The organism is Pseudoduganella aquatica, from assembly GCF_009857595.1.
Taxonomy (GTDB): domain Bacteria; phylum Pseudomonadota; class Gammaproteobacteria; order Burkholderiales; family Burkholderiaceae_D; genus Rugamonas; species Rugamonas aquatica_A.
Genome location: NZ_WWCU01000002.1, coordinates 218,863 through 243,802, shown reverse-complemented (window position 1 = coordinate 243,802; position 24,940 = coordinate 218,863). Strand labels below are relative to the sequence as shown.

The 24,940-nt window shown below is 66.0% G+C and carries 26 protein-coding genes; 18 read left to right on the top strand and 8 right to left on the bottom strand.

What is annotated here, in order from left to right:
- Positions 1-87 precede the first annotated feature (87 nt).
- Together mdcB and GTP77_RS02955 are read left to right on the top strand one after the other, a co-directional pair.
- Positions 88-972 (top strand): triphosphoribosyl-dephospho-CoA synthase MdcB, encoded by an 885-nt coding sequence (gene mdcB, locus GTP77_RS02960; protein WP_229202069.1) that lies wholly within the window; start codon positions 88-90, stop codon positions 970-972.
- Complete coding sequence (locus GTP77_RS02955) at positions 969-1,925, top strand: ACP S-malonyltransferase (RefSeq protein WP_161070667.1); 957 nt, start codon at positions 969-971, stop codon at positions 1,923-1,925. The genes mdcB and GTP77_RS02955 overlap by 4 nt, the downstream gene beginning before the upstream one ends.
- 1 nt (position 1,926) lies before the next feature.
- On the opposite strand, the gene trxC is transcribed toward GTP77_RS02955, so the two are convergent.
- Entirely contained in the window at positions 1,927-2,397 is a 471-nt protein-coding gene (trxC, locus tag GTP77_RS02950) for a thioredoxin TrxC (protein ID WP_161070666.1), read from the bottom strand.
- Between the two features lie 189 nt (positions 2,398-2,586).
- Complete coding sequence (locus GTP77_RS02945; protein WP_161070665.1) at positions 2,587-3,216, bottom strand: phasin family protein; 630 nt, start codon at positions 3,214-3,216, stop codon at positions 2,587-2,589.
- A gap of 210 nt (positions 3,217-3,426) precedes the next feature.
- Here GTP77_RS02945 and GTP77_RS02940 point away from each other — a divergent pair, with 210 nt between their 5' ends.
- The 6 genes from GTP77_RS02940 (at position 3,427) to GTP77_RS02915 (ending at position 8,896) form a co-directional block, all read left to right on the top strand.
- Complete coding sequence (locus tag GTP77_RS02940; RefSeq protein WP_161070664.1) at positions 3,427-4,956, top strand: S10 family peptidase; 1,530 nt, start codon at positions 3,427-3,429, stop codon at positions 4,954-4,956.
- A 68-nt stretch (positions 4,957-5,024) separates the two neighbouring features.
- Positions 5,025-5,687 carry a hypothetical protein gene (locus tag GTP77_RS02935; protein ID WP_161070663.1) on the top strand — a complete coding sequence of 221 codons (663 nt, stop codon included), beginning with the start codon at positions 5,025-5,027 and terminating at the stop codon, positions 5,685-5,687.
- A gap of 65 nt (positions 5,688-5,752) precedes the next feature.
- A complete protein-coding gene (locus tag GTP77_RS02930; RefSeq protein ID WP_161070662.1) occupies positions 5,753-6,094 on the top strand; it encodes a zinc ribbon domain-containing protein YjdM in 342 nt (113 codons plus the stop codon).
- An 11-nt stretch (positions 6,095-6,105) separates the two neighbouring features.
- Positions 6,106-6,912: a substrate-binding periplasmic protein gene (locus GTP77_RS02925; protein ID WP_161070661.1), complete on the top strand. Its 807-nt coding sequence runs from the start codon at positions 6,106-6,108 to the stop codon at positions 6,910-6,912.
- A gap of 86 nt (positions 6,913-6,998) precedes the next feature.
- Positions 6,999-8,414, top strand: coding sequence for an MFS transporter (locus tag GTP77_RS02920; RefSeq protein ID WP_161070660.1), 1,416 nt, complete (start codon positions 6,999-7,001; stop codon positions 8,412-8,414).
- Positions 8,411-8,896, top strand: coding sequence for a (R)-mandelonitrile lyase (locus GTP77_RS02915; RefSeq protein ID WP_187358590.1), 486 nt, complete (start codon positions 8,411-8,413; stop codon positions 8,894-8,896). The genes GTP77_RS02920 and GTP77_RS02915 overlap by 4 nt, the downstream gene beginning before the upstream one ends.
- Here GTP77_RS02915 and GTP77_RS02910 read toward each other — a convergent pair.
- Genes GTP77_RS02910 through GTP77_RS02900 form a run of 3 tightly spaced genes read right to left on the bottom strand, consistent with a single transcriptional unit; the run spans position 8,865 to position 10,595 of the window.
- The gene (locus GTP77_RS02910; RefSeq protein ID WP_503826783.1) at positions 8,865-9,131 is read right to left on the bottom strand and encodes a DUF2867 domain-containing protein; all 267 of its coding nucleotides are present in this window, start codon (positions 9,129-9,131) and stop codon (positions 8,865-8,867) included. The genes GTP77_RS02915 and GTP77_RS02910 overlap by 32 nt on opposite strands.
- A gap of 31 nt (positions 9,132-9,162) precedes the next feature.
- The gene (locus GTP77_RS02905) at positions 9,163-9,525 is read right to left on the bottom strand and encodes a translation initiation factor Sui1 (protein WP_161070793.1); all 363 of its coding nucleotides are present in this window, start codon (positions 9,523-9,525) and stop codon (positions 9,163-9,165) included.
- A gap of 56 nt (positions 9,526-9,581) precedes the next feature.
- Entirely contained in the window at positions 9,582-10,595 is a 1,014-nt protein-coding gene (locus GTP77_RS02900) for an alpha/beta fold hydrolase (RefSeq protein ID WP_161070659.1), read from the bottom strand.
- Between the two features lie 311 nt (positions 10,596-10,906).
- Between GTP77_RS02900 and GTP77_RS02895 the strand changes: the two genes are divergently transcribed.
- A complete protein-coding gene (locus GTP77_RS02895) occupies positions 10,907-12,493 on the top strand; it encodes a S41 family peptidase (RefSeq protein WP_161070658.1) in 1,587 nt (528 codons plus the stop codon).
- On the opposite strand, the gene GTP77_RS02890 is transcribed toward GTP77_RS02895, so the two are convergent.
- The gene (locus tag GTP77_RS02890) at positions 12,490-13,557 is read right to left on the bottom strand and encodes a dienelactone hydrolase family protein (RefSeq protein WP_229202050.1); all 1,068 of its coding nucleotides are present in this window, start codon (positions 13,555-13,557) and stop codon (positions 12,490-12,492) included. The genes GTP77_RS02895 and GTP77_RS02890 overlap by 4 nt on opposite strands.
- 250 nt (positions 13,558-13,807) lie before the next feature.
- Here GTP77_RS02890 and GTP77_RS02885 point away from each other — a divergent pair, with 250 nt between their 5' ends.
- The 9 genes from GTP77_RS02885 to GTP77_RS02845 all read left to right on the top strand — a co-directional run bounded on the left by GTP77_RS02885 (position 13,808) and on the right by GTP77_RS02845 (position 22,459).
- A complete protein-coding gene (locus tag GTP77_RS02885) occupies positions 13,808-14,137 on the top strand; it encodes a flagellar basal body protein (RefSeq protein WP_161070657.1) in 330 nt (109 codons plus the stop codon).
- Positions 14,138-14,231: 94 nt separating this feature from the next.
- Positions 14,232-15,386 (top strand): acyl-CoA dehydrogenase family protein, encoded by a 1,155-nt coding sequence (locus GTP77_RS02880; RefSeq protein WP_161070656.1) that lies wholly within the window; start codon positions 14,232-14,234, stop codon positions 15,384-15,386.
- On the top strand, positions 15,386-17,005 hold the full coding sequence (locus tag GTP77_RS02875; RefSeq protein ID WP_161070655.1) for a class I adenylate-forming enzyme family protein: 1,620 nt from the start codon (positions 15,386-15,388) through the stop codon (positions 17,003-17,005). Before GTP77_RS02880 ends, GTP77_RS02875 begins: the two co-directional genes overlap by 1 nt.
- Positions 17,002-18,165, top strand: a complete 1,164-nt coding sequence (locus tag GTP77_RS02870; protein ID WP_161070654.1) for an ABC transporter substrate-binding protein — start codon at positions 17,002-17,004, stop codon at positions 18,163-18,165. Before GTP77_RS02875 ends, GTP77_RS02870 begins: the two co-directional genes overlap by 4 nt.
- An 18-nt stretch (positions 18,166-18,183) precedes the next feature.
- Entirely contained in the window at positions 18,184-19,056 is an 873-nt protein-coding gene (locus GTP77_RS02865; protein WP_161070653.1) for a branched-chain amino acid ABC transporter permease, read from the top strand.
- Positions 19,053-20,009 carry a branched-chain amino acid ABC transporter permease gene (locus tag GTP77_RS02860; protein WP_161070652.1) on the top strand — a complete coding sequence of 319 codons (957 nt, stop codon included), beginning with the start codon at positions 19,053-19,055 and terminating at the stop codon, positions 20,007-20,009. Before GTP77_RS02865 ends, GTP77_RS02860 begins: the two co-directional genes overlap by 4 nt.
- Positions 20,010-20,013: 4 nt before the next feature.
- Positions 20,014-20,739 (top strand): ABC transporter ATP-binding protein, encoded by a 726-nt coding sequence (locus tag GTP77_RS02855; RefSeq protein WP_161070791.1) that lies wholly within the window; start codon positions 20,014-20,016, stop codon positions 20,737-20,739.
- The gene (locus GTP77_RS02850; RefSeq protein WP_161070651.1) at positions 20,732-21,433 is read left to right on the top strand and encodes an ABC transporter ATP-binding protein; all 702 of its coding nucleotides are present in this window, start codon (positions 20,732-20,734) and stop codon (positions 21,431-21,433) included. Before GTP77_RS02855 ends, GTP77_RS02850 begins: the two co-directional genes overlap by 8 nt.
- A gap of 69 nt (positions 21,434-21,502) precedes the next feature.
- Positions 21,503-22,459, top strand: a complete 957-nt coding sequence (locus GTP77_RS02845) for a gamma-glutamyl-gamma-aminobutyrate hydrolase family protein (RefSeq protein WP_228893194.1) — start codon at positions 21,503-21,505, stop codon at positions 22,457-22,459.
- A gap of 126 nt (positions 22,460-22,585) precedes the next feature.
- On the opposite strand, the gene GTP77_RS02840 is transcribed toward GTP77_RS02845, so the two are convergent.
- Entirely contained in the window at positions 22,586-23,701 is a 1,116-nt protein-coding gene (locus GTP77_RS02840; protein ID WP_161070650.1) for a YbdK family carboxylate-amine ligase, read from the bottom strand.
- The gene (locus tag GTP77_RS02835) at positions 23,702-24,889 is read right to left on the bottom strand and encodes a cation:proton antiporter (RefSeq protein ID WP_161070649.1); all 1,188 of its coding nucleotides are present in this window, start codon (positions 24,887-24,889) and stop codon (positions 23,702-23,704) included. It abuts the gene before it with no gap.
- Positions 24,890-24,940 lie beyond the last annotated feature (51 nt).

The following is a 24,940-nucleotide window of genomic DNA, read 5'->3' as shown; positions in this document are numbered from 1 at the left end:
CGCCACCACACGGAATCCCACGCGGGGTCAGTTCTGTCATCCGGTCACGGCCTCGGCAGTACGCGCCCTCCCACCCCGGGGTCAGTTCTGTCATCCGGTCACGGCCTCGGCAGTGCGCGCCGGCGTGTCGCCAGCCATCAGGCTGCTCGCCTGGCGCTGCGGGCGCTCTACGCCGAACTGGCCCTCTATCCCAAACCCGGCCTGGTGTCGCTGATCGACAACGGCAGCCATGACGATATGACGGCGCTGACCTTTATGCGCAGCCTGTTCTCGCTGCGGCATTATTTCGCCGCCATCTGCCTCGCTGGCATGGACGCTGCGCCGTTTGCGCGCCTGAAGCAGCTGGGCATGGCCGCCGAGCGCCGCATGATGGCGGCCACCGGCGGCGTGAACACGCATCGCGGCGCCATATTCGGCCTGGGCATGCTGTGCGCGGCGCTGGGGCGGCAGCTTGCGCGGCGCAATGCCGGGCTTGCGGCGAAAGTTGATCCCGCATCGCTGCGCGCCGCCCTGCTGGACGGCTGGGGCGCGGCGCTGGCGGCCCACACGCTGGCCGCGCCGGATGGCTCGCACGGCCAGCGCGCCGCGCAACTCCACTCGGCCAGCGGCGCGCGCGAGGAGGCGGCGCTGGGCTTGCCGTCGGTATTTCTGGTCGGCTTGCCGGCGTTGCAGGCTACGCTGGCGCGCGGCGGCGGCATGCACCACGCGCGCATCGACGCGCTGTTTGCGCTGATGGCGCATGTGAGCGATACGAATGTGCTGCATCGCGGCGGCGCGGCCGGGGCGAGCATGGTGCGGGATCGGGCGCGGGAATTCGTGGAGCTGGGCGGGACGCGGCAGCCGGATTGGCATGCGCGCGCGCTTGATACTCACCGGCTGTTTGTGCGCCATAGGCTCTCGCCGGGGGGGGCGGCGGATTTGCTGGCGGCTTGCTGCCTGGTGCAGGCGTTTTCGGTGCACGCGTGGCCATGAGCGCGAGGCTGCTGATTTTGTGTCCGGGCCAGGGCGGGCAGCATGAGGGGATGTTTGATCTGGCCGACGGGGATCCGGCTGCGGCGGCGCTGCTTGGCGGGTTACGCGCACGCGGGGCGTGCGCTAACCCGCCCTACGCGGAACACGCAGGCCAGGCGGATCATGCGGCGCGCGGAGGGCACGGGCTCTTTTCAAATCGCGTGGCGCAGCCGATGATAGTGGCGGCGGCGCTGGTGATGTGGGAGGCGCTGCGGTCCTGCGCGCCGCAGCCTGCGCTGGTCGCCGGATACAGCATAGGCGAGCTGGCGGCCTGGGGGGTGGCGGGGGCACTCACGCCATTTGAAACGGTGCGGCTGGCGCAAACGCGCGCGGAGCTGATGGATCAGAGCCTGGCCACGCATCCCGGCCAGGCCTTGCTCGCCGTGACCGGCCCCCACCCATCGCGGACAGCAGCGCTGGTGGCGGCTTGCGGCTTCCATGCCGCCATCGCCACCGGCGAGGACAGCTGCATCATCGGCGGTTTGCAAAGCAGCGCCAGCGAAGCGACGGCGCTGCTGGCGGCCGCAGGCGCGCGCGTTACCGCGCTACCGGTGGAGATAGCCTCCCACACGCCCCTCATGGCCTGCGCCCAAGCCCCCTTCGCCGACGCCCTGCGGGCAGCCAGCCTGCATGACGCCCAGACGCCGGTCCTGTCGGGCATCAGCGCGGCCCGCCTGGAGCGCCGCGAGCAAGCCATCGAGCACTTGCCGCGCCAGCTCTGCGAAACCATCGTATGGGATGAATGCATGGACGCCTGCGCCGAAGCGGGCATCACCGTGGCGCTGGAGCTCGGCCCCGGCGCGGCGCTGTCGCGCATGATGCAGGCGCGCCACCCCGGCATCGCCTGCCGCTCGGTGGCCGATTTCCGCAGCCTGGACGGCGTGCGCGCCTGGCTGCGGCGCCACTGCGAATAGTCTAGCGGCGGTTGTTCTGCTGCGCCCACGCCACGATGCTGTTGGCGTCCATGGCGCCCGGCTGGCGCGCCACTTCCCGTCCGCCTTTGAACAGCGCCAGCGTGGGAATGCTGCGGATGGCGTAGCGCGCCGCCAGATCCTGCGCTTCCTCCGTATTGACTTTAACGACGCGGAAATCCGGCTCCAGCCGCTGCGCGGCCTGCTCATAGAACGGCGCCATCGACAAGCATGGGCCGCACCATGGCGCCCAGAAATCCACCAGCACCGGCAGTTCGCTGCGTTCTATCTGCTTCAGAAAGCGCGCGCTCGACAGGTCGACCGGCTTGCCGGTGAACAGGTCGCGCTGGCATTTGCCGCAGGTTGGGTCTTGCCCCAGGCGCGTGGCCGGGACGCGGTTGACCGCGTCGCAATGCGGGCAAACGATGTGGAGGGAATCAGTACGGGTTGCGTTGTTGTCGGTTGCTGTATTCATGGCTGCCATCCTTGTTGCGCATGGCGCCAATGTAGCAGAAATGCGGAAATCGTGAGCGCGGCTCAGCCCGTATCGGCGCGGCCTTCGCCTTTGACGATGCCGCGCACATTCATGGCAGCCTGGCAAGCAGGCGCCGGTGGAGGCCAGCTACCAACTGCTGGCTAGCTACTGCAAGTCAGATCGGATATCTCAGCCTTCCTTGCGGGCACCCGGCTGCTTGGAGCCGGCAGGCTGGCTGGTCTGGTGCACCTGGGCACCGGCTGCGCGGCTTTCGGCAGCTTGCGCCTCGGCCTGCTGACGCTGCTGCTCTTCACGGTCCCGGCCATTGCTGTGGCCGTCAGGCTGCAAATGATGGCCGTCGGCGAACTGGTCGAACGTGGCGGCCATGCGACGCATCGCATCCTGTTGGGTGCGCACGTTTTTCTCGGTTTCCTCGGTGGCCATGCGGGTCACTTCCTCGGCCAGTTCCTTGGCGGTACGGCTGGTTTCGCTCACGTGCTCCTCGGCCACCTTGGCCAGGGCCACGTGCGTGTTGGCCGCGATGCGCGACAGGTGCTGCTGGTAGGCGCGCAGCTTGTCGGCAGTGGGCTGGGCATGCGACAGCGTGACGTTGACGACCTCCGCCGGGCGGTTGGTGGTAAGCAGCTCTTGCCCCGTCAACGACATTTCTTCGGCGATGGTCTGCGCCAGCTGAATGTTCAGATCGCTGTATTGCTGCACGGTGCGGAACAGCGATTTGGACATATCGTTGATGAGCGACACTTGCGCTTCCATGTGGTGTTTGGCGGCGGGAGTGACGGACTGGTTGAAAGAAAACATAAATCACCTCTTGAAATGAAAGTTATCTGATGGGTCGCGCTGCATTGCAACATGGCTGCGCGAATCAATCAGACTACGTGAACCCCGCCGGCGCACCATGATCCAGATCAAACGTGCGCGCTTGACGAAATGTAGCGAGTTTGTAACTCAGCCGCCCAAGCAGATCCCGATATGGAATACTCGCGCCTTCCCATCGATCCTGTCCCGACCATGAAATCCTTGATCATCCCCGCCCTGCTGCTCTCGCTCAGCGCCCACGCCCAGCAAGCCGCCGACAGCAAGCCCGCCACCCCCGCCCCTGCCGCCGCGCCTGCGCAGCCTTTCGAGCGCGCCCTGAAGGCCGAGTCCGCCGTCAGCAAGTCCGCCACGGTCATGATCAAAGGCAAAGCCGTTCCCTACAAAGTCACCGCCGGCACCCAGCCCGTGTGGGACAAGGACGGCAAGGTGATCGCCTCGCTGTTCTACACCTACTACCAGCGCAGCGACGTGGCCGACAAGGCCAGGCGCCCGCTGGTGCTGTCCTTCAACGGCGGCCCCGGCTCGGCCTCGGTGTGGATGCACGTGGCCTACACCGGCCCGAAAATGCTCAACATCGACGACGAAGGCTACCCGGTCCAGCCCTACGGCGTGCGCGACAACCCGCATTCCATCCTGGACGTGGCCGACATCCTGTACGTGGACCCGGTCAACACCGGTTTCTCGCGCATCCTCGACAGCAAGGCCGACCGCGCCACCTTCTTCGGCGTGAACGCCGACATCTCCTACCTGGCCGAATGGCTGAACACCTTCGTCTCGCGCGAAGGCCGCTGGACCTCGCCCAAATACCTGATCGGCGAAAGCTACGGCACCGCGCGCGTGGCCGGCCTGTCGCTGGAGCTGCAGAACGCGCACTGGATGTACCTGAACGGCGTGATCCTGGTCTCGCCCACCGAGCTGGGACTGAAGCGCGACGGCATCGTCGGCGACGCGCTCAACCTGCCCTACTACGCCGCCACCGCCTGGTACCAGAAAGCGCTGCCGGCCGACCTGCAGGCCCGGGACTTGAAAGACGTGCTGCCCGAAGTGGAAGCCTTCACCGTGGACGAGCTGATCCCCGCGCTGGCCAAGGGCGGCTTCCTGGACAGCGCGAAGAAGGCCGGCATCGCCGCCAAGGTGGCGCGCTACTCCGGCATCGGCGAAAAGGCCGTGCTGCAGCACAACCTGGTGATCCCGACCAATTTCTTCTGGAAGGAACTGCTGCGCGACCAGGGCTACACCGTGGGCCGCCTGGACTCGCGCTACAAGGGCATCGACAAGTCCGACGCCGGCGCCAGCCCGGACTACAACGCCGAGCTGACCTCCTGGCTGCATTCCTTCACGCCCGCCATCAACCACTACCTGCGCGACGTGCTGCAGTACAAGACCGACATCAAGTACAACATGTTCGGCTCCGTGCATCCCTGGGACAACAAGAACGACACCACCGGCGAGAACCTGCGCAAGGCCATGGCCATGAATCCCTACATGAAAGTGATGGTGCAGTCCGGCTATTACGACGGCGCCACCACCTACTTCGACGCCAAGTACACCATGTGGCAGCTGGACCCGAGCGGCAAGATGAAGGACCGCCTGCGCTTCGAGGGCTACCGCAGCGGCCACATGATGTATCTGCGCTCGGAAGACCTGGTGCGCTCGACCGACGACATCCGTGACTTCATCAAACAAACCACACCGGCCGCGAATCAGCCTGCCCGCTACTAGCACCTTACTAATTTCGCATGCATTTCTGGTAAGATTGCCCGGTTGAATTTCTTCCACTGGGTAATCTCATGCATTTTGAAGTGCCAAAAGCCGGACTGAAAACCGTCAAGGAATTCCTGGGCGAATACTCGATGATCGTGGTCAGCATCCTGACCGCGCTGGCGCTCGAACACGCGGCGCAAAGCTGGCACCACCGCCACCGCGCGAGCGACGCCGAACAGCAGATCGAAGCCGAGCTGCGCATCAACCTGGAGGAGCTGCACCGCGTGACCGAGGCCAACAGCAAGCAGCTCGAGCACATCACCAAGCTGCGCAAAGCCCTGCGCGACGACATCAAGGCCAAGGTCGCCGACAAGGACGTGGGCGAACACCTGCTGACGGCCACCAACCGCAGCTTCGGCCTGAACCTGAAAACGCCCACGCTGCGGCGCGAAGCATGGGAAGTGGCGGTCGCCAGCCAGTCGGCCAGCTGGATGTCGCCCGCGCTGCTGCAGCGCTATTCCGCCCTGTACGCCCAGCAGCGCGACACGCTGGATTCGGCCAACACCAACACCCAGCTCACGCTGAGCGGCCCGGCCATGATGAACACGCTGTCGGACCTGGAGCTGGGCAAGGTCGATCCCGCCGCGCTGTACCACACGCTGCGCCAGATGGAGAGCACCATCGACGGCGTGCAAGGCAACCTGCTCGCGCTGGAAAAGCAGATGCGCGAGGCGCTGGCCAGGACCTGATCCGGAGGGGCCGCCTGTTATACTGCTGCCCTTTCCAGGCCAGGCCTGCACCAACAAGGATGAACATGAGCGCACTCCCACCCTGCCCGCAATGCGGCTCCGAACTGACGTACAACGACGGCACGCAATGCGTGTGCCCGGAATGCGCGCATGAATGGCAGCCGGGTGCGGCGGCCGACGCCGAAGACGGCCCGCGCGTCTACAAGGACGCCGCCGGCAACCTCCTGCAGGACGGCGACACCGTCACTGTCATCAAGGACCTGAAACTCAAGGGCGGCGGCGGCACGGTCAAGATGGGCACCAAGGTCAAGAACATCCGCCTGGTCGACAGCGACCATGATATCGACTGCAAGATCGAAGGCTTCGGCAACATGAGCCTGAAAACCGAATTCGTCAAGAAAGTCTGAAAACGATTTATATGAATGCACGCCGCCTGACCACCTTCGCAACCCTCTGCTGCGTCTTGCCAGGTTTGGCGGCGGCAGCCTGTTCCCGCACCATCAACGTTCCCGTGGCGCCGCACGGCATGGCCATCGTGGTCAAGCACGGCAAGGCGGCGGGCGTCATGCCCGACATGCTCGACGAACTGGGCGACAAATACGGCTGCAAATTCACCTTCCCCGTGGTGCCGCGCGCGCGGCTGGAAATGCTGTTCCGCGCCAGCGACGCGGACGTTATTGTCCTCTCCACCCGCTCGCCCGAGCGCGACCTGTCCGGCACCTTTGTTCCGGTCTTCAAGTACCGCGCCGTGCTGGTCGGCGTCAAGCCGATAGACCCCTCGGTGCAGTCTGTGGATACCCTGCTCAAGAATACCGACCTGCGCATCGCCGTGGTGCGCGGCTTTGACTACGGCCCCGCGTACCGCAAGCTGCTCGAGCCGGCCCAGGCCGCGCGGGTACAATACGCCAACGACCTCAATGATCTGATGCGCCGCATGCAGGCCAACATCGCGGACGTGACCATCCTGCCGTACAGCAGCGCCTACAACACCATCGTCGAGGATCCGAGGCTGAGCGGGCTCGATGGCCAGTTGTCGATCAGCGCACTTGAGGACGTGCCCTGGCAGGACGCGGGATTCTACGTCTCCACGCGCACCTTGCTGCCAGCCGACCAGGCCGTCCTGATCGACATGCTGGGCAACGACGAAATCGGCAAGCGCTTCCTGAAGTCCCTGTCCAAGGTGATACCGCCGGCCGTGCTGAACCTGACTGCAAAACGGCACTAAGCTCGTGGAATTCATAAGTCCGGCTAATAAGGTTTTGCGGATTATGTAGTCTTATCGCACAGTCCCCGTGCCGCTACACTGGCGGCATGAAAACGTCCCCATCCCGCGCCGTCCTGCCCATCGTGCTCATCAGCTACCTGATGCTGGTGCTGGACGGCTCCATCGTCATCACCGCCCTGCCCCGTATCAAGGACGAGCTGCACTTCACGTCCGCCGGGCTGTCCTGGGTGCAAAGCGCCTACACGCTGGCCTTCGGCGGCTTGCTGATGCTGGGCGCGCGCGCCGGCGACATCCTGGGCCGGCGCCGCATGTTCATGGCCGGCCTGGGCCTGTTCACCGCAGCCTCGCTGGCCATCGGCCTGGCGCAGACGCCCGCCTGGCTGCTGCTCGCGCGCGCCGTGCAGGGTGCGGGCGCCGCCATCCTGGCGCCGTCCACGCTGGCCCTGCTCTCCACCAATTTCGCCGAAGGCGCGCCGCGCACCCGCGCGCTGGCCTACCACGGCTCGGTGGCCGGAATAGGCGCCAGCGCCGGACTGGTGCTGGGCGGTGTGATCGCAGACTGGGCCTCGTGGCGCGTGGGCTTCTTCATCAACCTCCCGATAGGACTGCTGCTGATGGCCGCCGCGCACCGCTGCCTGGCGGAGACCGAGCGCCACAGCGGCCGCTTCGACCTGGCCGGCGCGCTCAGCTCCACGGTGGGCATGGGCGCGCTGGTGTACGGCGTGGTGCGCTCGGCCGGCACCGGCTGGAGCGACGCGGCCACGCTGGCATCGGTGACGGCGGGCGTGCTGTCGCTGGCCGTGTTCGTGCAGGTGGAACGCGGCGCGGCGCAACCCATCATGCCGCTGCGCCTGTTCGCCGACAGCCAGCGCAACGCCGCCTACCTGGCGCGGCTGCTCTTCCTGGGCGCCATGATGGGCTTCTGGTTCTTCACCACGCAGTTCCTGCAAGGGGTGCTGGGCTTTACCGCCTTCCAGGCCGGCCTTGCCTTCCTGCCGATGACGCTCACCAATTTCGCCATCGCCGTCTCGGTGCCCAAGCTCACCAAGCGCTTTGGCAACGGGCCGCTGCTGGCGGGCGGCCTGGCAGTGGCGCTGGCAGGTGTGGCGCTGCTGAGCCGCGTGTCTACCGATACCGCCTACCTCACCGGCGTGGCGCTGCCCATGCTGCTGATTGGCATAGGCCAGGGCGCGGCACTGAGTCCGCTCACAGTGGCTGCTGTTTCCGGCGTGCCGGCGCAGGATGCCGGCGCCGCGTCCGGCGTGGTCACCGTGGCGCACCAGTTCGGCGGCTCGCTTGGACTGGCCGTGCTGGTGGTGGTGTTCAGCAGCGCATCAGGCGGGCTGACGGAGAAGGCCATGCTGGCGCACCGCATCGGCAACGTGCTGGCAGCCAGCTCCGCCATGCTGGTGCTGGCGCTCGCGGTGGTACTCGGCTTTATCGTAGCGCCCAACCATCGTGCCCGCGCGATTTGCATCCAACCCAAGAAAGGTCAACTATGAAACTGGTATCCGCAGCAGTGACGGCAGCGGCGATGGCGGCCATGTCGCCGATGGCCTCGGCGGCCGAAGAAGCGGCCAGCGTCAGCGTCACGCGCGCAGGCAGCCAGGCCTCCGTCAAAGGCCCGGCCGAGAACTTCACCGGCACGGTCCGCGTCGACGCGCCGTTCAAGGGTACGGGCGCGGCACGGGCTGGCGGCGCCACCGTCACCTTCGAACCGGGCGCGCGCACGGCGTGGCACCGGCACCCGCTGGGCCAGACGCTGATCGTCACCGCAGGCGCAGGCCAAGTGCAGCACTGGGGCGGCGCGGTGCAGGACATCAAACCCGGCGACATCGTCTGGATACCGCCCAACGTCAAACACTGGCACGGCGCCGCCCCCACCACCGCCATGAGCCACATCGCCATCGCCGAAGCGCTGGACGGCAAGGTGGTGGAATGGCTGGAAAAAGTCAGCGACGCACAGTACTCGAAGCGGCCTTGATTGGAGACAGTTGATCGCTTGCGCGCACCAGCACGGCGGGCACGATGAGTTTGTGAACCGGCGCAACGAACAGCATGTACACGCGGCCCAGCAGGTTGTGGATGTGGACCACGGTCGATACGGCAACCGCGCTGCGCGCCTCGCTGAGCTTGCGCACCGAGACGCATACTTTCAGGTGCTTGTCCGCATCGCCAAGGATTACCTCGTCGTCGCTCAGGTAGAGTATGGAGAAAATGCCGACCCGGTCACCCAGCTTGTACTCGCTGTCATGTGCCGGCCCGCTTGGGCTGGTGGCCCAGTTTGGACAGCGCGGCCATCACCACGTCGCAATGATCGCCCTGTACCTCGATCAAGCCGTCCTTGACGGTGCCGCCGGAGCCGCAGGCGGCGCGCAGCTGCTTGCCCAGCGCGGCCAGCGCCTCGCCGTCCAGCGCCAGCCCTTTCACCACGGTGACGCACTTGCCGCCGCGCCCCTTGGTCTGGCGCGACACGCGCACCACGCCATCACCCACCGGAGCCAGCTTCGCGCTGGCCTTGCAAGTGCAGGCTGCAACCGGCTGCCCGCAATCCGGGCACATGCGGCCGGTTTCGGTGGAATACACCAACCCGCCTTTGGAACTGTTTTTCATCATCTCGGTATCAATCAGCCAGCATATGCGGCCATGATACCAGCAGGCTTGCCTGGTTACAGTGCGGCGACGTCGAGAATGGCCTGGGCGAACGCTTGCGGCGCTTCCTGCGGAAGGTTGTGGCCGATGCCGCCGCTCAGGTTGCGGTGCTCGTATTTACCGGTGAACTTCTGGCGGTAGCTGGCCGGTGGCGGGAATGGTGCGCCGTTGGCGTCGCCTTCCATCGTGATGGTGGGCACGGTGATGACCGGGGCCGCCGCCAGGCGCTTTTCCAGCGCGTCGTACTGTGCTTCGCCCGCTGCGGCGCCCTGGCGCCAGCGGTAGTTGTGCAGCACGATGGCCACGTGGTCAGGGTTGGCGAAGGACGCGGCGCTGCGGTCCAGCGTGGCCGCGTCGAATTTCCACTTGGGCGAGGCGGTCTCCCAGATGTACTTGGCGAAGTCGCGCGTGTTCTTGGCGTAGCCCGCGGCGCCACGGTCCGTGGCCAGGTAGTACTGGTACCACCAGTCATGCTCGGCCTTCGGCGGCAAAGGCACTGCGCGCGTGTCGATATTGGTCACCAGGTAGCCGCTCACCGACACCAGCCCCTTCACGCGCTCGGGCCACAGCGCCGCGATGATGCAGGCCGTGCGCGCGCCCCAGTCGAAGGCGCCGATCACGGCCTGTGGAATCTTGAGCGCGTCCATCAGCGCGATGATGTCGAGCGCCACCACCGACTGCTGGGCGTTGCGGAAGGTGGCATTGGACAGGAAGCGCGTGGTGCCGTGGCCGCGCAGGTGGGGAATAATGACGCGGTATCCGGCCGCAGCCAGGATGGGCGCCACTTCGGAGAAAGCGTGGATGTCATAAGGCCAGCCGTGCAGCAGGATCACCGGTTTGCCGTCCGCAGGTCCCACGTCCGCGTAGCCCACGTTCAGCAGGCCCGCATCGATCTGCTTCAGCGCACCGAACGGCGACGCCGGATTCGCCTGCGCGCGCGCCAGGCCCATGATGCCGAACTGGCTCGCGGCCAGCGCGACTGCTGCGGAACCGATCAAGCGGCGGCGCTGTTGGCTGATGTTCTCTTGCATTCCTATCTCCGAATTGAAATATGCACAGCACTCAGAATAAGGCGGGCGTGTATCGGCTGTGTGTACGACAACGCTGCTTTTTGTACATCATTGTGGCCGATGACGACAGGGATACATAGTGATACAAAGGTATTAGATCAACCGCTATATACTGAATGACAACTTCCCCCTCCCGGCCCATGCGAATTCTCATCCTCACCCTTCTATTTGCATGCCAGGCGGCATGCGCGCAGGACAGCGGCCAGACCGCCTACGACACAGACCATACATTCGACACTGGCTCGGATATCAGGATCACCGCTCTTTCGGACATGCAGATCGAGAATCTCGCAACGCTGGGCAAGGTGTGGGGCTTCCTGAAATATCACCATCCGATAGTCACATCCGGCCAGCGGCACTGGGACTACGACCTGCTGCGCGTGACGCCCGCAATCCTCGCATCACGGGACCAGGCCGAGGCCAATACGGTGCTCCATAAATGGATAGCAAGCCTGGGCGAGATCATTCCGTGCAATCCCTGCGCCACATTGCCTGCGGAAGACCTGCATCTGCGCCCGGCGCTGGACTGGCTGGAGGACGGCAAGCTGCTTGGCGCGGAACTCCAGGCAGACCTGAAGCGCATCTACCGGAATCGTCCCGCAAACGGCCAGCAGTTCTTTCTGGAATTGGGTAAAGGGGTCAAGAACCCGGTATTCAAGCACGAGCCCCTGTACGACGGCATGCGCTATCCGGACGCGGGATTCAGGCTGTTGGCACTGTTCCGCTTCTGGAACATTATTGAATACTGGGCGCCATACCGCGATGTTATCGGCGAGGACTGGAACGGTGTGCTGCGCCAGTCCATTCCCACAGTGGTTCTTGCCAAGGACCGGCCGGCCTACGAGCTGGAGATGATGGCCGTCATCGCGCGCTTCAACGACACGCATAGCAACCTGTGGACCTCGCTCCACGTCCGCCCGCCGCTGGGGCAGTGCAAGCTGCCGGTGAATGTGCGCTTCCTCGGCGGCGACGCCGTCGTCGCGGGATACACGGACGAGGCTGCGGGCAAGGCCTCCGGCCTCCTTCCCGGCGACGTCATCACAGCCATAGACAACACGCCCGTAGCAAAGCTGGTGCAGGCATGGCGCCCCTACTATGCCGCATCCAACGAGCCCACGCGGCTGCGCGACATCGCACAGGAACTGCACCGTGGCCCTTGTGGCGCAGCCAGTCTGCGGATACGCAGGGCGGACAGCGAGCTGGATGTACAGGCAAGCCACACGCCCGAGGTCCGCCGCGCAAAGACGCATGACCGCGCGGGCGACACCTTCCAAATGCTGTCCGGCGGCATAGCCTACCTCAAACTCTCGTCCATCAAGCAGGCGGACATTCCGCGCTATATGGAAGCGGCAGCCGGTACCAAGGGACTGGTGATCGACATCCGCAACTACCCGTCCGAGTTTGTCGTCTTCGCGCTAGGCCAATACCTGGTCGAGCGCCCCACCAATTTCGTGCGCTTCACCTTCCCCGACCTCAACAACCCCGGCGCCTTCTACTGGAAACAGGGCGCCATGCTGCACCCCGGACAGACGCACTACGCAGGCAAAGTGATGATTTTGATCGACGAGATTTCGCAAAGCCAGTCCGAATACACCGCCCTGGCGTTCCGCGCCTCCCCGCGCGCCCGGATTATCGGCAGCACCACGGCCGGCGCGGACGGCAACACCTCGCCCTTTGGCATGCCGGGAGGACTGCGTTCCCTCATCAGCGGCATCGGCATCTTCCATCCCGATAAGCGCCCGACGCAGCGCGTGGGCATCACCCCGGACATTGAAGTCATCCCCACCATCGAAGGCATCCGCGCAGGCCGCGACGAAGTGCTGGAGGCAGCGATGACGGAAATTCAGCGCGCGGACTAGCGGTCCGTGCCGCCCGAGGAAGTGGCGGCGGGCCAGACGACGGCATTGTCCACCGAATAGAGCTGGCAGGGTTCACGGCTCCTGGACTGGCAGGCGGCAAGGGCGCTGCGGCGCGGGTCTTCGCCCTCTTCGGCCCAGCCCCAGGCGCCGCTGGGAGACAGCGCGAAGGCGCGCGGCAGCTGGCGCTGCAGGAAGGCGCGGTATTCTTCGCGTCCATGCACGGCCAGGTAAGGCAGCGCGGACACGTCGTCCACGGCGGCGTATTCGGTGGGCGCCTGCTCGCTGGCCGGAAGCGCGAATTTTTCCTTCACCGGCATGCCGATGCGCGCCAGGAAGCGCTCGGCCTGCGGCAGCCAGACCTGCTCGCCGTCCTGGCTGGCCAGCATGGTGTGCGCGTCGCTCTTGAATGCACCGAAGGCCACCAGCTCGGCGCTGCCGCCCGCCCTGGTGTAGGCGCCATGCATGCGGCTGGCCAGCTCGGGGCCGAAGTAGGAGTCGTTGGCGCCATACATCCACAGGCTGGACACCTTGCTGCGCTTGCCATACTCGCCGAAGGCGCGCACCAGCGCTTCCTGCCAGTCGCACGGGCCGCCGTGCACGCGCAGGCCGCCGGCGAAATTCATCACGCCGCGCAGGCCGGGAATCTGCTGCGTGGCCAGCGCCATCGTCGCCAGGCCACCATAGGACTGGCCCGCCGCCACGATGCGCTGCGCGTCCACCCAGGGCAGGCTGCGCGCGTAGCGGATCGCCTCGCGCACGTCGGCGGCCTGGGTGTAGCCGTTGGCGGCCATGTCGCAGCCGTGATCGATGTAGCGGCCGCCGGAGTGCGCAAAGCCGGCGCGCATCGGCACCATCACGGCGTAGCCGCGCCGCACGAAGGCGCGCGCCATGTGGACGAAGCGGTCGCGCTGCTGCAGTTTCGGGTCGCCCGGCGCCTTGCCGTGGTTGATGACCAGCAGCGGGAAGGGGCCGTCGCCGTCCGGCTTGAACAGCGTGGTTTCCAGCGCAGCACCCTGCCCGGCCGGTATCATCACCACCTGCTCGTTCAGTTGCGAGACTGGCAATGCGGCGGCGTGGCCTGGTGCAAACACGCCACAGAGTGCCAGGGCGGCGAACAAGCAGCGGCAGGAATGGACGAGGGCGCGGATGATGCGGCTCCTGATGAGAGAACGGGGCAATATCACAATTCTGCGGGTCAAGTTTTTCAAAGGCAATACCAGAACGTCAAAACCACTGCCTTTTTTTTCAGCAACATCCGATTGCACGGCCACGGCGAAGCGGTTACACTGGCTGCTATTGCTGAAGGGAAAGAACATGAGTGTATCCGCCCTGAGCGCCGGGGCTTCCGGCCTCAACGCGAACCAGCAGGCGCTGGGTATCGCGGCCAACAACATTGCCAATACGGGCACGCAGGGCTACCAGGCCCAGCAAGCCCAATTCCAGGAAGCCAGCCCGGCTGGCTCCGGCGTGACGCTGTCCGCGCAAGGCCGTGGACTGGCCGCATCCGAAGGCGCGGTTTCCGATACCGGCCTCGCCTCCGACATCACCAACTCCCTGGTCTACAAAGCCAGCTTCGACCTGAACGCCAAAGTGGTGCAGGCTGCCGAGCAGCGCATCGGCACGCTGATCGACATCCAGGCCTGAAGCCGCGCCGCAGCGTCGCGCTGTAAAACAATTGACAGTGGAGCCACCGGGTCGATACGATACCCGCCCAGGCAACCCCTCCCACGGGACCACGATGATACGCGACGAAGAAACCCTGAACCTGCTGCTCGCCGGCGTGCGCCGCTTTGTGCGCGAAGTGCTGCTGCCGCAGGAGCAGGAGGTTGCCGAGACCGACCAGATTCCTCCCGCCGTGGTGGCGCAGATGCGCGAACTGGGCCTGTTCGGCCTGTCCATCCCCGAAGCCTATGGCGGCTTGCAGCTGACCATGGAGGAGGAAGTGCTGGTGGCGTTCGAGATCGCCTACGCTTCCCCCGCATTCCGCTCGCTGATCGGCACCAACAACGGCATCGGCTCGCAGGGCATCGTCATCGACGGCACAGAGGAGCAGAAGCAGCACTACCTGCCCCGGCTGGCGGCGGGCGACATCATCGGCTCCTTCGCGCTGACCGAACCCGGCTCCGGCTCGGACGCCGCCTCGCTGCGCACCTCCGCCGTGCGCGACGGCGACCACTACATCCTCAACGGCACCAAGCGCTATATCACCAACGCGCCCGAGGCCAGCATCTACACCGTCATGGCGCGCACGGATGCAACGCGCAAGGGCGCGGGCGCCATTTCCGCCTTCATCGTGGAGCGCGGCACACCGGGCCTCAGCCTGGGCAAGACGGACAAGAAGATGGGCCAGCGCGGCGCGCATACCTGCGACGTGATCTTCGAGAACTGCCGCGTACCGGCCGCCAATCTGATCGGCGGCAAGGAAGGCGTGGGCTTCAAGACGGCCATGAAGGTGCTGGACAAGGGCCGGCTGCACATTGCCGCCGTGTGCGTGGGCGCGGCCGAGCGCATGCTGGAGGATGCGCTGCGCTACGCCATGGAGCGCGAGCAGTTCGGCCACGCCATTGCGGACTTCCAGCTGATCCAGGCCATGCTGGCCGACAGCAAGGCGGAACTGTACGCGGCCCGCTGCATGGTGCTGGACGCGGCGCGCAAGCGCGACCAGGGGCTGGACATCTCCACCGAGGCCTCGTGCAGCAAGCTGTTCGCATCCGAGATGTGCGGGCGCGTGGCGGACCGCTCGGTGCAGATACACGGCGGGGCTGGCTATATTTCGGAGTACGCGGCGGAGCGCTTCTACCGCGACGTCCGCCTGTTCCGCATATACGAGGGCACTTCGCAGATCCAGCAGATCGTCATTGCGCGCAACATGATCAAGGCGGCGCAGGGTTGATGGATATTGCCGCCCTCCTCGCCGGCCTGCCGCCGCGCATCAGCGACATTCCGCGCCGCTGGGCCGAACGCGCGCCGCATGCGCCCGCGCTGCGCGAAGGCGAGCGGGTTTGGACTTACGGCGAACTGGCGGCGGCGGTGGATGCCACTGCGCAGCGGCTGCGCGAACTGGGCGTGCGGCCGGGGGACAGGCTGATGGTGGTGGCGGAGAACTGCGTCGCCCAGATCGCGCTGATCTTCGCGGCGGCCAGCATGGATGCGTGGGCCGTGAACGCGAACAGCCGCTTGTCGGCGCGGGAGATCGCCCAGTTCCGCGAGCATTCCGGCGCGCGGCGCGTAATTTATTGCTGCGGATCGGCGGCGGGAGCAGCAACGGCGGCGTCGCCGGAGGCGGCAGCGCACGGCGAGCGCGATGGCGCGCAGCGGGAATCCTGGCTGTTCGGCGAGTGGATGATAGGTCCTCTGAACGAAGCGGCACAGCCGGAACCTGTGGCCGCCGGCGCGGACTTCAGCGCGCGGCAGCCGGCGGCGCTGATCTACACCACCGGTACCACCGGCCAGTCCAAGGGCGTGATGCTGTCGCACCGCAACCTGCTGTTCGTGGCTGCCGTCTCCAGCACCTTGCGCGGCCTCACGCCTGCCGACCGCGCCTACGGCGTGCTGCCGATTTCGCACGTCTACGGCCTGGCATCCGTCATGCTGGGCACTCTGTACGCGGGCGCCTGCCTGCATTTGCAGCCCCGCTTCAATGCCGACGCGCTGCTGCGCGCCCTGCGCGAAGACCAGCTCACCATACTGCAAGGCGTGCCCGCCATGTATGCGCGGCTGCTTGAAATACTCGGCCAGCCCGGCGCGGGCGCGGGCGCGGATGGCGCGGCCCGGCGCGAGACGCTGGGCGCCAGCCTGCGCTTCATCTACGCCGGCGGTTCGCCACTGGACCCGGTGCTCAAGCGCCAGGCCGAAGCGCTGCTCGGCCAGCCGCTGCACAACGGCTACGGCATGACGGAAAGCTCGCCCACCATCAGCCAGACCCGCCTGGACGCCCCGCGCGGCGACACCTCGGTGGGCTACGCCATTCCCGGCGTGGAGACCCGCATAGTCCCGGCGCAGGACGCCACCGGCGAGCTGTGGGTGCGCGGGCCCAACGTCATGCTCGGCTACTACAAGGAACCGTCGCTGACCGCCGCCGCCATCGACGCGGACGGCTGGCTCAACACCGGCGACGTCGCCCGCCAGGACGCGGACGGCGCGCTCTTCATCGTCGGCCGCAGCAAGGAGCTGATCATCCGCTCCGGCTTCAACGTCTATCCGCTCGAAGTGGAAACGGTGCTGAACGCGCATCCCGCCGTGGCGCAGTCGGCGGTGGTCGGCCGCACCGTGGCCGGCGGCGACGAGGAAGTCATCGCCTACGTGGAACTCGATCCGCGCCACGCCGGCCAGCCGGAAGTGCTGGAGGGCGAACTGCACGCCCACCTGGCCGCAGCACTGGCGCCTTATAAATGCCCCGCCGAGATCATTCCCATGCCATCATTGCCGGCAGCCGCCACAGGCAAGATATTAAAAAGCCAGCTGCGCACGCTGGCCCAACAAGCGGCCCAAACCAAGGAGACAAAACAATGAATAGCCTGTACAAGAAAATCGCCCTGGCATCCCTGTTGTCCGCAGCACTGGCCGGCGCGCGCGCGGAAGAATTCCTGGTCGGCGCCGAACTGCCGCTCACCGGCTCCCTGGCGCGCGTGGGCGCCGGCATGCAGGAAGGCGTGATGGTGGCGGCGGAAGTCTTCAACCGAACCAACGGCAAGCACAAGATCAAAATCATCACCGTGGACGACGAATCCGCCCCGGCCAAGGCCATCGCCGCCGTGGAGAAGCTGCACAGCCAGGGCGTGGTCGCCATCACCGGAGGCTACGGCTCCAACAATATCGCTCCGGCGTCCGACGCGGCCAATAAACTGAACCTGGTCTACATCACCTCCGGCGGCGTGGACGACAGCCTGGTCTCCAGCGGGCGCAAGAATTTTTTCCGCATCAATAACACCGCTGGCTACGAGAAAGCCGTGCTGGGACTGATAGACGACGTGGGCGCCAAATCGGTCTCCATCATCTACTCCACCAAGGAAGCCACGTCCGACCTGGCCAAAAACATCCAGAAGGCGCTCGAAGCGAAAGGCATCAAGGCCGCTTCGCACTCCTTCGACCCGGCCATTACCGACTTCAAGCCCATCATCAACAAGATCAAGCTGCAGGACAAGTCCGAGCTGGTGCTGATGTCCGGCTACGAAAACGACTACGTGGGCATACTGCGCGCCGCGCGCGTGCTCAAGCCCGCCGTGAAGGCCATGGTGGGCGTGTGGTCGCTGGCCACGCCCAAGATGGCGTCCGAATTCCCCGACCTGATGCCCAATGTGTTCGGCACCGCGCTGCTGCCCTACCCCGCCACGTTTGAGTCGGCGGACGGCAAGGCCTTCTCCGAAACCTACAAGCAGCTGTACAAGAAAGAGCCGGACTACCTGGGCCAGTTCGGCTACGTGCAGTCCATGCTGCTGTTCGAAGCCATCGCCCGCGCCGCCGACAAAGGCAGCGTGAAGACCGGCGGCATCGCCGAGGAAATGCGCAAGACCAGCCGCGAAACACTGATCGGCAAGGTGCAGTTCTCCGCCAACGGCGACAACCCCAACTTCGTGCACCGCATGGGCCAGCACCAGGACAAGAAGATCGTCATCGTCTGGCCGAAAGCCGGCGCCACCGGCAAGATCGCCTACCCGGCCGTGCCCTGGTAAGCGCGGTACGCTGAACTGATGACCGAACTGATACTGCAAGCGCTGTATTCCGGCCTGCTGCAAGGCGGCTCCTACGCGCTGATCGCGCTCGGCCTGGCGCTGGTGTTCGGCGCCATGAAGATCATCAACCTCGCGCACGGCGAGCTGGTGCTGCTGGCCGCCTACATCGCCTACACGGTGGAATCGCAGGCGGGCCTGGGCCCGGTGTTCGCCATTCCGGTGGCGCTGGTGCTGGTCAGCCTGGCGTCCGTGTGCGTGTACTGGACCGTCAGGCGCATCAACAAGGACCGCGAGATCAACTCGCTGATACTCACCTACGGCATCGGCATCATCCTCACCAACGCCATCCTGATCACCTGGAAGGCCGACATCCGCACCACCAGCTCCAGCTGGCTGCAGGAAGCGCTGGTCATCGGCCCGCTGTACAGCATGCGCAGCGAAGCCATCTTCTTCTGCGTCAGCCTGGCGCTGCTGGCGGCGCTGTGGTGGTGGCTTTCGCGCAGCTGGTACGGCCGTGCGCTGCGCGCCGTGGCCAGCAACCGCGACGCCGCCAAGCTGATGGGCATCAATCCCGGCAAGGTGGAGCTGGTGTCCTTCATCATCGCCGGCATCCTGGCCGCGTTCGCGGGCGTGGCGCTGTTCAGCTACGGCGTGATCCAGCCTTCCTACGGCAGCGCGCTCACGGTCAAGGCCTTCATCATCACCGTGCTGGCGGGCGTGGGCTCGATTCCCGGCGTGCTGCTGGGCGCCGTCCTGCTTGGCGTGTGCGAAGCGCTCACCGTCACGCTGGCCAGCTCCGCGCTGCAGGAACTGGCGGGCATGTCGCTATTCCTGCTGGTGCTGTTCGTTATGCCCAACGGCCTGTTCGGCGCGGCCCGGAGGCGCGGATGAAGATACACAGCGGCGTGCTGTCCGCGCTGATACTGGCCTACCTGGTGGTGCCGCTTACGCTGGCGGGCAACAACTACGTGATGAGCACCATCGTGGCCGCGCTGGTGACGGGCGGCGTGGCGCTGTCGTGGGCGCTGCTGGGCAACCTGGGCGGCATGATCAGCTTCGGCCACTCCGCCTTTTTCGGCGTGGGCGCCTATGTGTCCGCGCTGTGCAGCATGCGGCTCGGCGTGCCGGTGCTGCCCGCCATGCTGCTGGGCGGAGCGGGCGCGGCGGCCGCCTCCATCGCCATGCTGCCGGTGCTGCGCCTGCGCGGCCCCTACTTCGCGCTGGCCATCCTCGCCTACGCCCACATATTCCGCATCATCGCCACCGAATGGACTTCGGTCACGCGCGGCGCGGGTGGGCTGGCCAATATTCCGGGACTGCCCACGCTGATGGGCTACGACTTCAGCGGCAAGGCCGGCGCCTACCTCATCATCCTGACCATCGTGGTGGCCTTCGCCTTCATCTATGCCGCCATCCGCGCCAGCCACTACGGCCTGGCCCTGCGCGCCATGCACGACAGCGAGGACGCCACCCGCGTGGTGGGCGTCAACAGCACGCTGCTGAAAGCGGCCATGCTGATGGTGTCCGCCTTCATGGCGGGCGTGGTGGGAGCTTTCAACGCGCACACCATCAACTTCCTGGAGCCGGACTACGCCTTCAACGGCCTGTGGGTAACGCTGCCCATCGTGGCGGCGATTTTCGGCGGCTACCGCACCATTCCCGGGCCGATCGCGGGCGCCGTGTTCGTGTCGCTGGCGGACCAGCTGCTGTTCAAGGAACTGCTGCCCACCGGGCACCAGCTGGTGCTGGGCGTGCTGCTGGTGCTGATGATTATCCTCAGCCCCAACGGCCTGATGCCGCTGCTGCGCGGCTTTGGAAGGAGGCGCAGACGTGGCCGCGCCTGATCCCCTGCTTGAACTGGACCGGCTCACGGTGCGCTTCGGCGGCCTCACCGCCGTCAACGCGGTCTCGCTGCGCATGGACGGCAGCGGCGTGCTTGGCCTGGTGGGGCCCAACGGCGCGGGCAAGACCACGCTGTTCAACGCCATCTCCGGCCTGGTGAAGCCCACCGCCGGGGCGATACGCTTCGACGGCCGCGACGTGATGCGCGCGCCCATGCACAAGCGCGCGCACCTGGGCATAGGCCGCACCTTCCAGATTCCGCAGCCCATGCACGAGCTGACGGTGCGCGAGAACCTGGTGGTGGCGCAGCGCTTCGGCACCGGCAAGGTGGATATGGCGCGCATCGACGAGATACTGGACTTCACCAGCCTTGCCGGCAAGGCTCGGCGCGACGCCGCCACCAGCCTGGCGCTGACCGAGCTGAAAGCGCTGGAGGTAGCCAAGGCGCTGGCCACCAATCCCCGCCTGCTGCTGCTGGACGAAGTGCTGGCCGGGCTGGAAACCAGCGGCAAGCGGCGCTTCATGGGCATGCTCAAGGAGATGCAGCAGCGCTTCGGCGTGGGCATCGTCATCATCGAGCACGATATCGAGACCATCAGCAGCCTGTGCCCGCGCGTGGCCGTGCTCAATTTCGGCGAGCTGATTGCCGACGGCACGCCGGACGAGGTGTTCCGCGATCCGGCCGTCATCAAGAGCTATACCGGCGCAGGTACGGGGGACGGCCATGCTTGAACTGAGCAATGTGCGCGCCGGCTACGGCGCCATCAACGTGCTGTGGGACGTGTCGCTGGCCATGCAGCCGGGCCGGCTCACCGCCATCGTGGGCCAGAACGGCGCGGGCAAGACCACGCTGCTGCGCGCCATCATGGGCCTGCTGCCGCTCAAGCAGGGTGAAATCACGCTGCACGGCAAGCGCCTGGACGGCACGCCGACCTGGGACATGGCCGACCGTGGCCTGGCCATGGTGCCCGAGGGCCGCATGGTGTTCCGCGACATGAGCGTTGCGGAAAACCTGATCGTGGGCGCCTTCAACAAGGCGCACCGCCCGCACGTGGCGGCGCGGCTGGAGGCCGCATACGAGATGTTTCCGCGCCTGCGCGAACGGCGCAAGCAGCTGGCCGGATCGCTGTCCGGCGGCGAGGCGCAGATGCTGGCGATGGCGCGCGGGCTGATGTCCGACCCGAAAATCTTGATCGTGGACGAGCCTTCGCTGGGCCTGGCGCCGTTGCTGGTGAACGAGCTGTTCGGGATCCTGGCGCGGCTCAAGGCCGAAGGCCGCACCATTATCCTGGTCGAGCAGAACACCGAGCGCGCGCTGGCCATTGCCGACCATGTCTACCTGCTGCAAGGCGGGAAGGTGGCGCTGTCCGAGGCGGCGGCGAATGTCACGCTGGCGCGCTTGCACGAACTCTATTTCAAACACTGAGCCCGCCAGCCGGGCGACCCGTAACGGCGGCGTGTGGTAAAACCATGCTTGCGCACTAAGGGAGTTTGCATGAGTACCGGAGATCACGATCCGCGGCGCCAGGAGCGCCGCCATGAACGCCGCCACGGCGACCAGATGGGAACGCCGCGCTACCTGGACCCGGGCGACACGGTGTTCAGCCTGTGGGGCCGCATCATCATGGCGCGCTACCGGCGCATTGCGGCGGCGGCCACGCGCCACATCATCCAGCGCCCGCTGCACATCGGCGTGTCGGCCCGCATCTTCCATCCGGAGGCCGGCGCCAAGGGCCTGCGCAGCAAGAACCTGCAATACCTCGAAGAGTCCATCGCGCAGTGGGTCATGTCGCGCGACGTGCTGGTGTTCATGATACCGACCGTGAACACGGACGGCCTGCTGCATCCATCGAATATCCGCCTGCGCGACTACGCGCGCCACCTGGACGGCCTGGTGCTGCAAGGCGGCGCGGACGTGTCGCCGCAAAGCTATGCGGAATCGCCCACGCGGCCGGAATGGAGCGGCGACCGCGCGCGCGACATGTACGAGCTGGAGCTGCTGCACGAATTCGTGGAGGCGGGCAAACCGGTGCTGGGCATTTGCCGTGGCTGCCAGCTGATCAACGTGGCCTTCGGCGGCACGCTGTACCAGGATATCGCCTCCGACGTGCCGGACGCCATGGCCCACGTGCATGACGACTACGACCGCCACCGCCACGAAATCGCCTTCCCTGAAGGCGCTTCGCTGGGCCGCATGCTGAAGATGCGCAGCGGCCAGGCGATGGTCAACTCCATCCACCACCAGGCGGTAAAAAACCTGGGCCGCGATATGACGGTGGAGGCGCGCTCGGTCCCGGACGGCATGGTGGAGGCCATCCGCTACACCAAGGCGCCTTTTGTCATGGGCCTGCAGTGGCACCCGGAGTTCCACCGCGCGGGCGGCGTGGAACTGCTGGACTGCACGCCGATACTGGACAACTTCCTGCGCGTGGCCCGCGAGACCCGCTTTTAGCAACCCGCGCTTGTAGCGGCTCGGGGACGGCGGGTTACGCTGCGCTAACCCGCCCTACGCGATACCGAATATCCGTGTGTCGAAAAACCGTAGGGCGGGTTAGGCGCAGCCGTAACCCGCCGTGCCTTAGCCCCGGAAGCGGTTCACCGCCGCGTCCACCACGCCTTCCACGCTGCCGCTTTCCCTGAACTGGTCGCGCAGGTACTGGGCGTCGCTGCCGGTATGCGTCACTTGCACCAGGTGCGCCAGGCCGGCGCTGCCGCCCAGCGCCTCCGCGTGCGGCTCCATCTTGCGCAGCGTGGTCAGGATGTCCTCGCGCAGCGACAGGCTTTCATAGGTCTTCGGATGCACGATGGTGCCGTCCAGCCCGAAACGGCAGGCCTGGAAGCGGTTGTAGTTGTAGACCAGGTAGTCGTCCTCCTCCGGCGCAGCCTCGTGGCGCTCCAGCAGGTAGCGGCACAGCGCCTGCAGGTACACCGCCAGCGCCGCCGCCCGCTCCACCGTCAGCGGCGTGTCGCACACGCGCAGCTCAATGGTGCCGTATTCCGGCTTGGGACGGATATCCCAGTAGAAGTCCTTCATGCTCTTGATAACGCCGGTATGCTCCATCTTGGCGAAGTAGCCGTGCTCGAAGTCGTCCCAGCTCAAGGTGAAGGGCGCGCGGCCGCTCATGGGGAAGGCGAACACGGAGTTCAAGCGCGCGGAGTTGAACAGCGTGTCGCCGCCCTGCACAAACGGCGACGAGGCCGACAGCGCGATAAAGTGCGGCACGTAGCGGCTCAGCGAATGCAGCAGGAACAGCGCGTCGTCGCCGCTGGCACAGCCGATGTGCACGTGCTGGCCGAAAATGGTGAACTGCTTGGCCAGATAGCCATACAGCGCCGACACTTCCTTGAAACGCGGCTTGGAGAAGATGCGCCGCTCGGACCATTTCTGGAAGGGGTGCGTGCCGCCGCCGCAGATGCCGATGTTGAGCTTCTCGCAGGCCTGCACCAGCGTGTCGCGGATCAGCTGCAGCTGCGCCACCATCTCGGTATGGTTGGTGTGCACGTCGGTGTTAATCTCGATCATGCTCTCGGTGATCTCGGGCGTCACATTGCCCGGAAAAGGCTTGCGGTTCAGCAGGTGCAGCAGGTCGGGGCTGGACGCGGTGAGGTCATAGTCCGCATGGCTGATCAGCTGCAGTTCCAGCTCCACGCCCATGGTGAGCGGCTGGGAATTTTTGAATTGTTCAAGCGCCATTTATGCGTCCTCCTCTTGCGGCGTTTCCTTGGCCCATACCAGCGCGTACTGCGTGAAGATGGGGCCCAATACTTCCATGAGCAGCGTCATCGCGGCCAGCGCGGCCAGCTCGTCGACCAGCACGATGCCCATGCTCTTGGTCTGCTCCAGCAGCAGGATGACGAACACCGACATCGGCGCCAGCGCCACCCCGGTGAGCGCCCCCTTGCGCCAGGTCACCCCGCCCGGGTGCGCGAACACGGCCACCGCCACGGTCTTGACGACAAAGCGCGCCAGCAGCAGCACGATGGCCAGGCCGGCGCCGGCCACCACGCGCTCCCAGTCCAGCGTGGTGACGGCGAACACGAACAGCAGCACCGTCAGCAGCTCGCCGATGGCGCCAAAATTGCGCTCGGTGCGGCTGAAGGAAATGCGGCGGTGCCGCGCCATCAGACCGAAGGTCAGCGTGGCCAGCACCGGCGACAGATTGGCCGCGTGCGTGATCGCCACCAGCAGCACCACGGCCAGCGCAAAGGCCACCGTGCCGTCGCGCTGCACATGGCCGAGCTGGCGCAGTAGCGCGGGGATCACCACCCCGAACACGGCGCCCAGCACGGCCGAGGCCAGCAGCTCGATGGCGCTGTGCGAAATGGCCTGCCCCAGGCTGCCGGACGTCTGGAACACCCACACGCCCACCACCACCTTGAAGACGAACACCGCCAGCACGCAGTTGATGGCAACCAGGTGCAGCACCCGCTCGGTGACCTGGCCTGCGCTGTTCTGCTCGTTAATCACGCGCAGCACGCCGGCAGGCGAGCTGGACATGGCCAGCGAGGCCAGCAGCAGCGAGGTCAGCGGCGGCATGCCGGACAGGTTGCCGATGACATACACCACGCCGAAGGTGGCAGCCGATTCGACCAGGCCGGTGACGGCGATCCACGGGTTCAGGCGCAGCCAATTGAGATTGATGCGGTAGCCGAACTCGAACAGGATAAGGCCGAAGGCCACGTTGGCGAGTATGGTGACGGGGCTGGAGCTGTCGCTGGTGTACAGGTCCGGGAAGGCTTGGGCCACCGCGAAGCCGACCAGGCCGTACACGCTGATGCGCGGTACGCCGGACCAGCGGTGCATGATTTCCCCCGCCAGCCAGGCCAGGGCGATTGCAATAGGCCAGGCCAGTTCGGCCGTGATAACTACTAAATCCGGCATAAATATTTCCTCCAATGCAAAATCAGTACACAGTTTATTGCATTCCGTTAA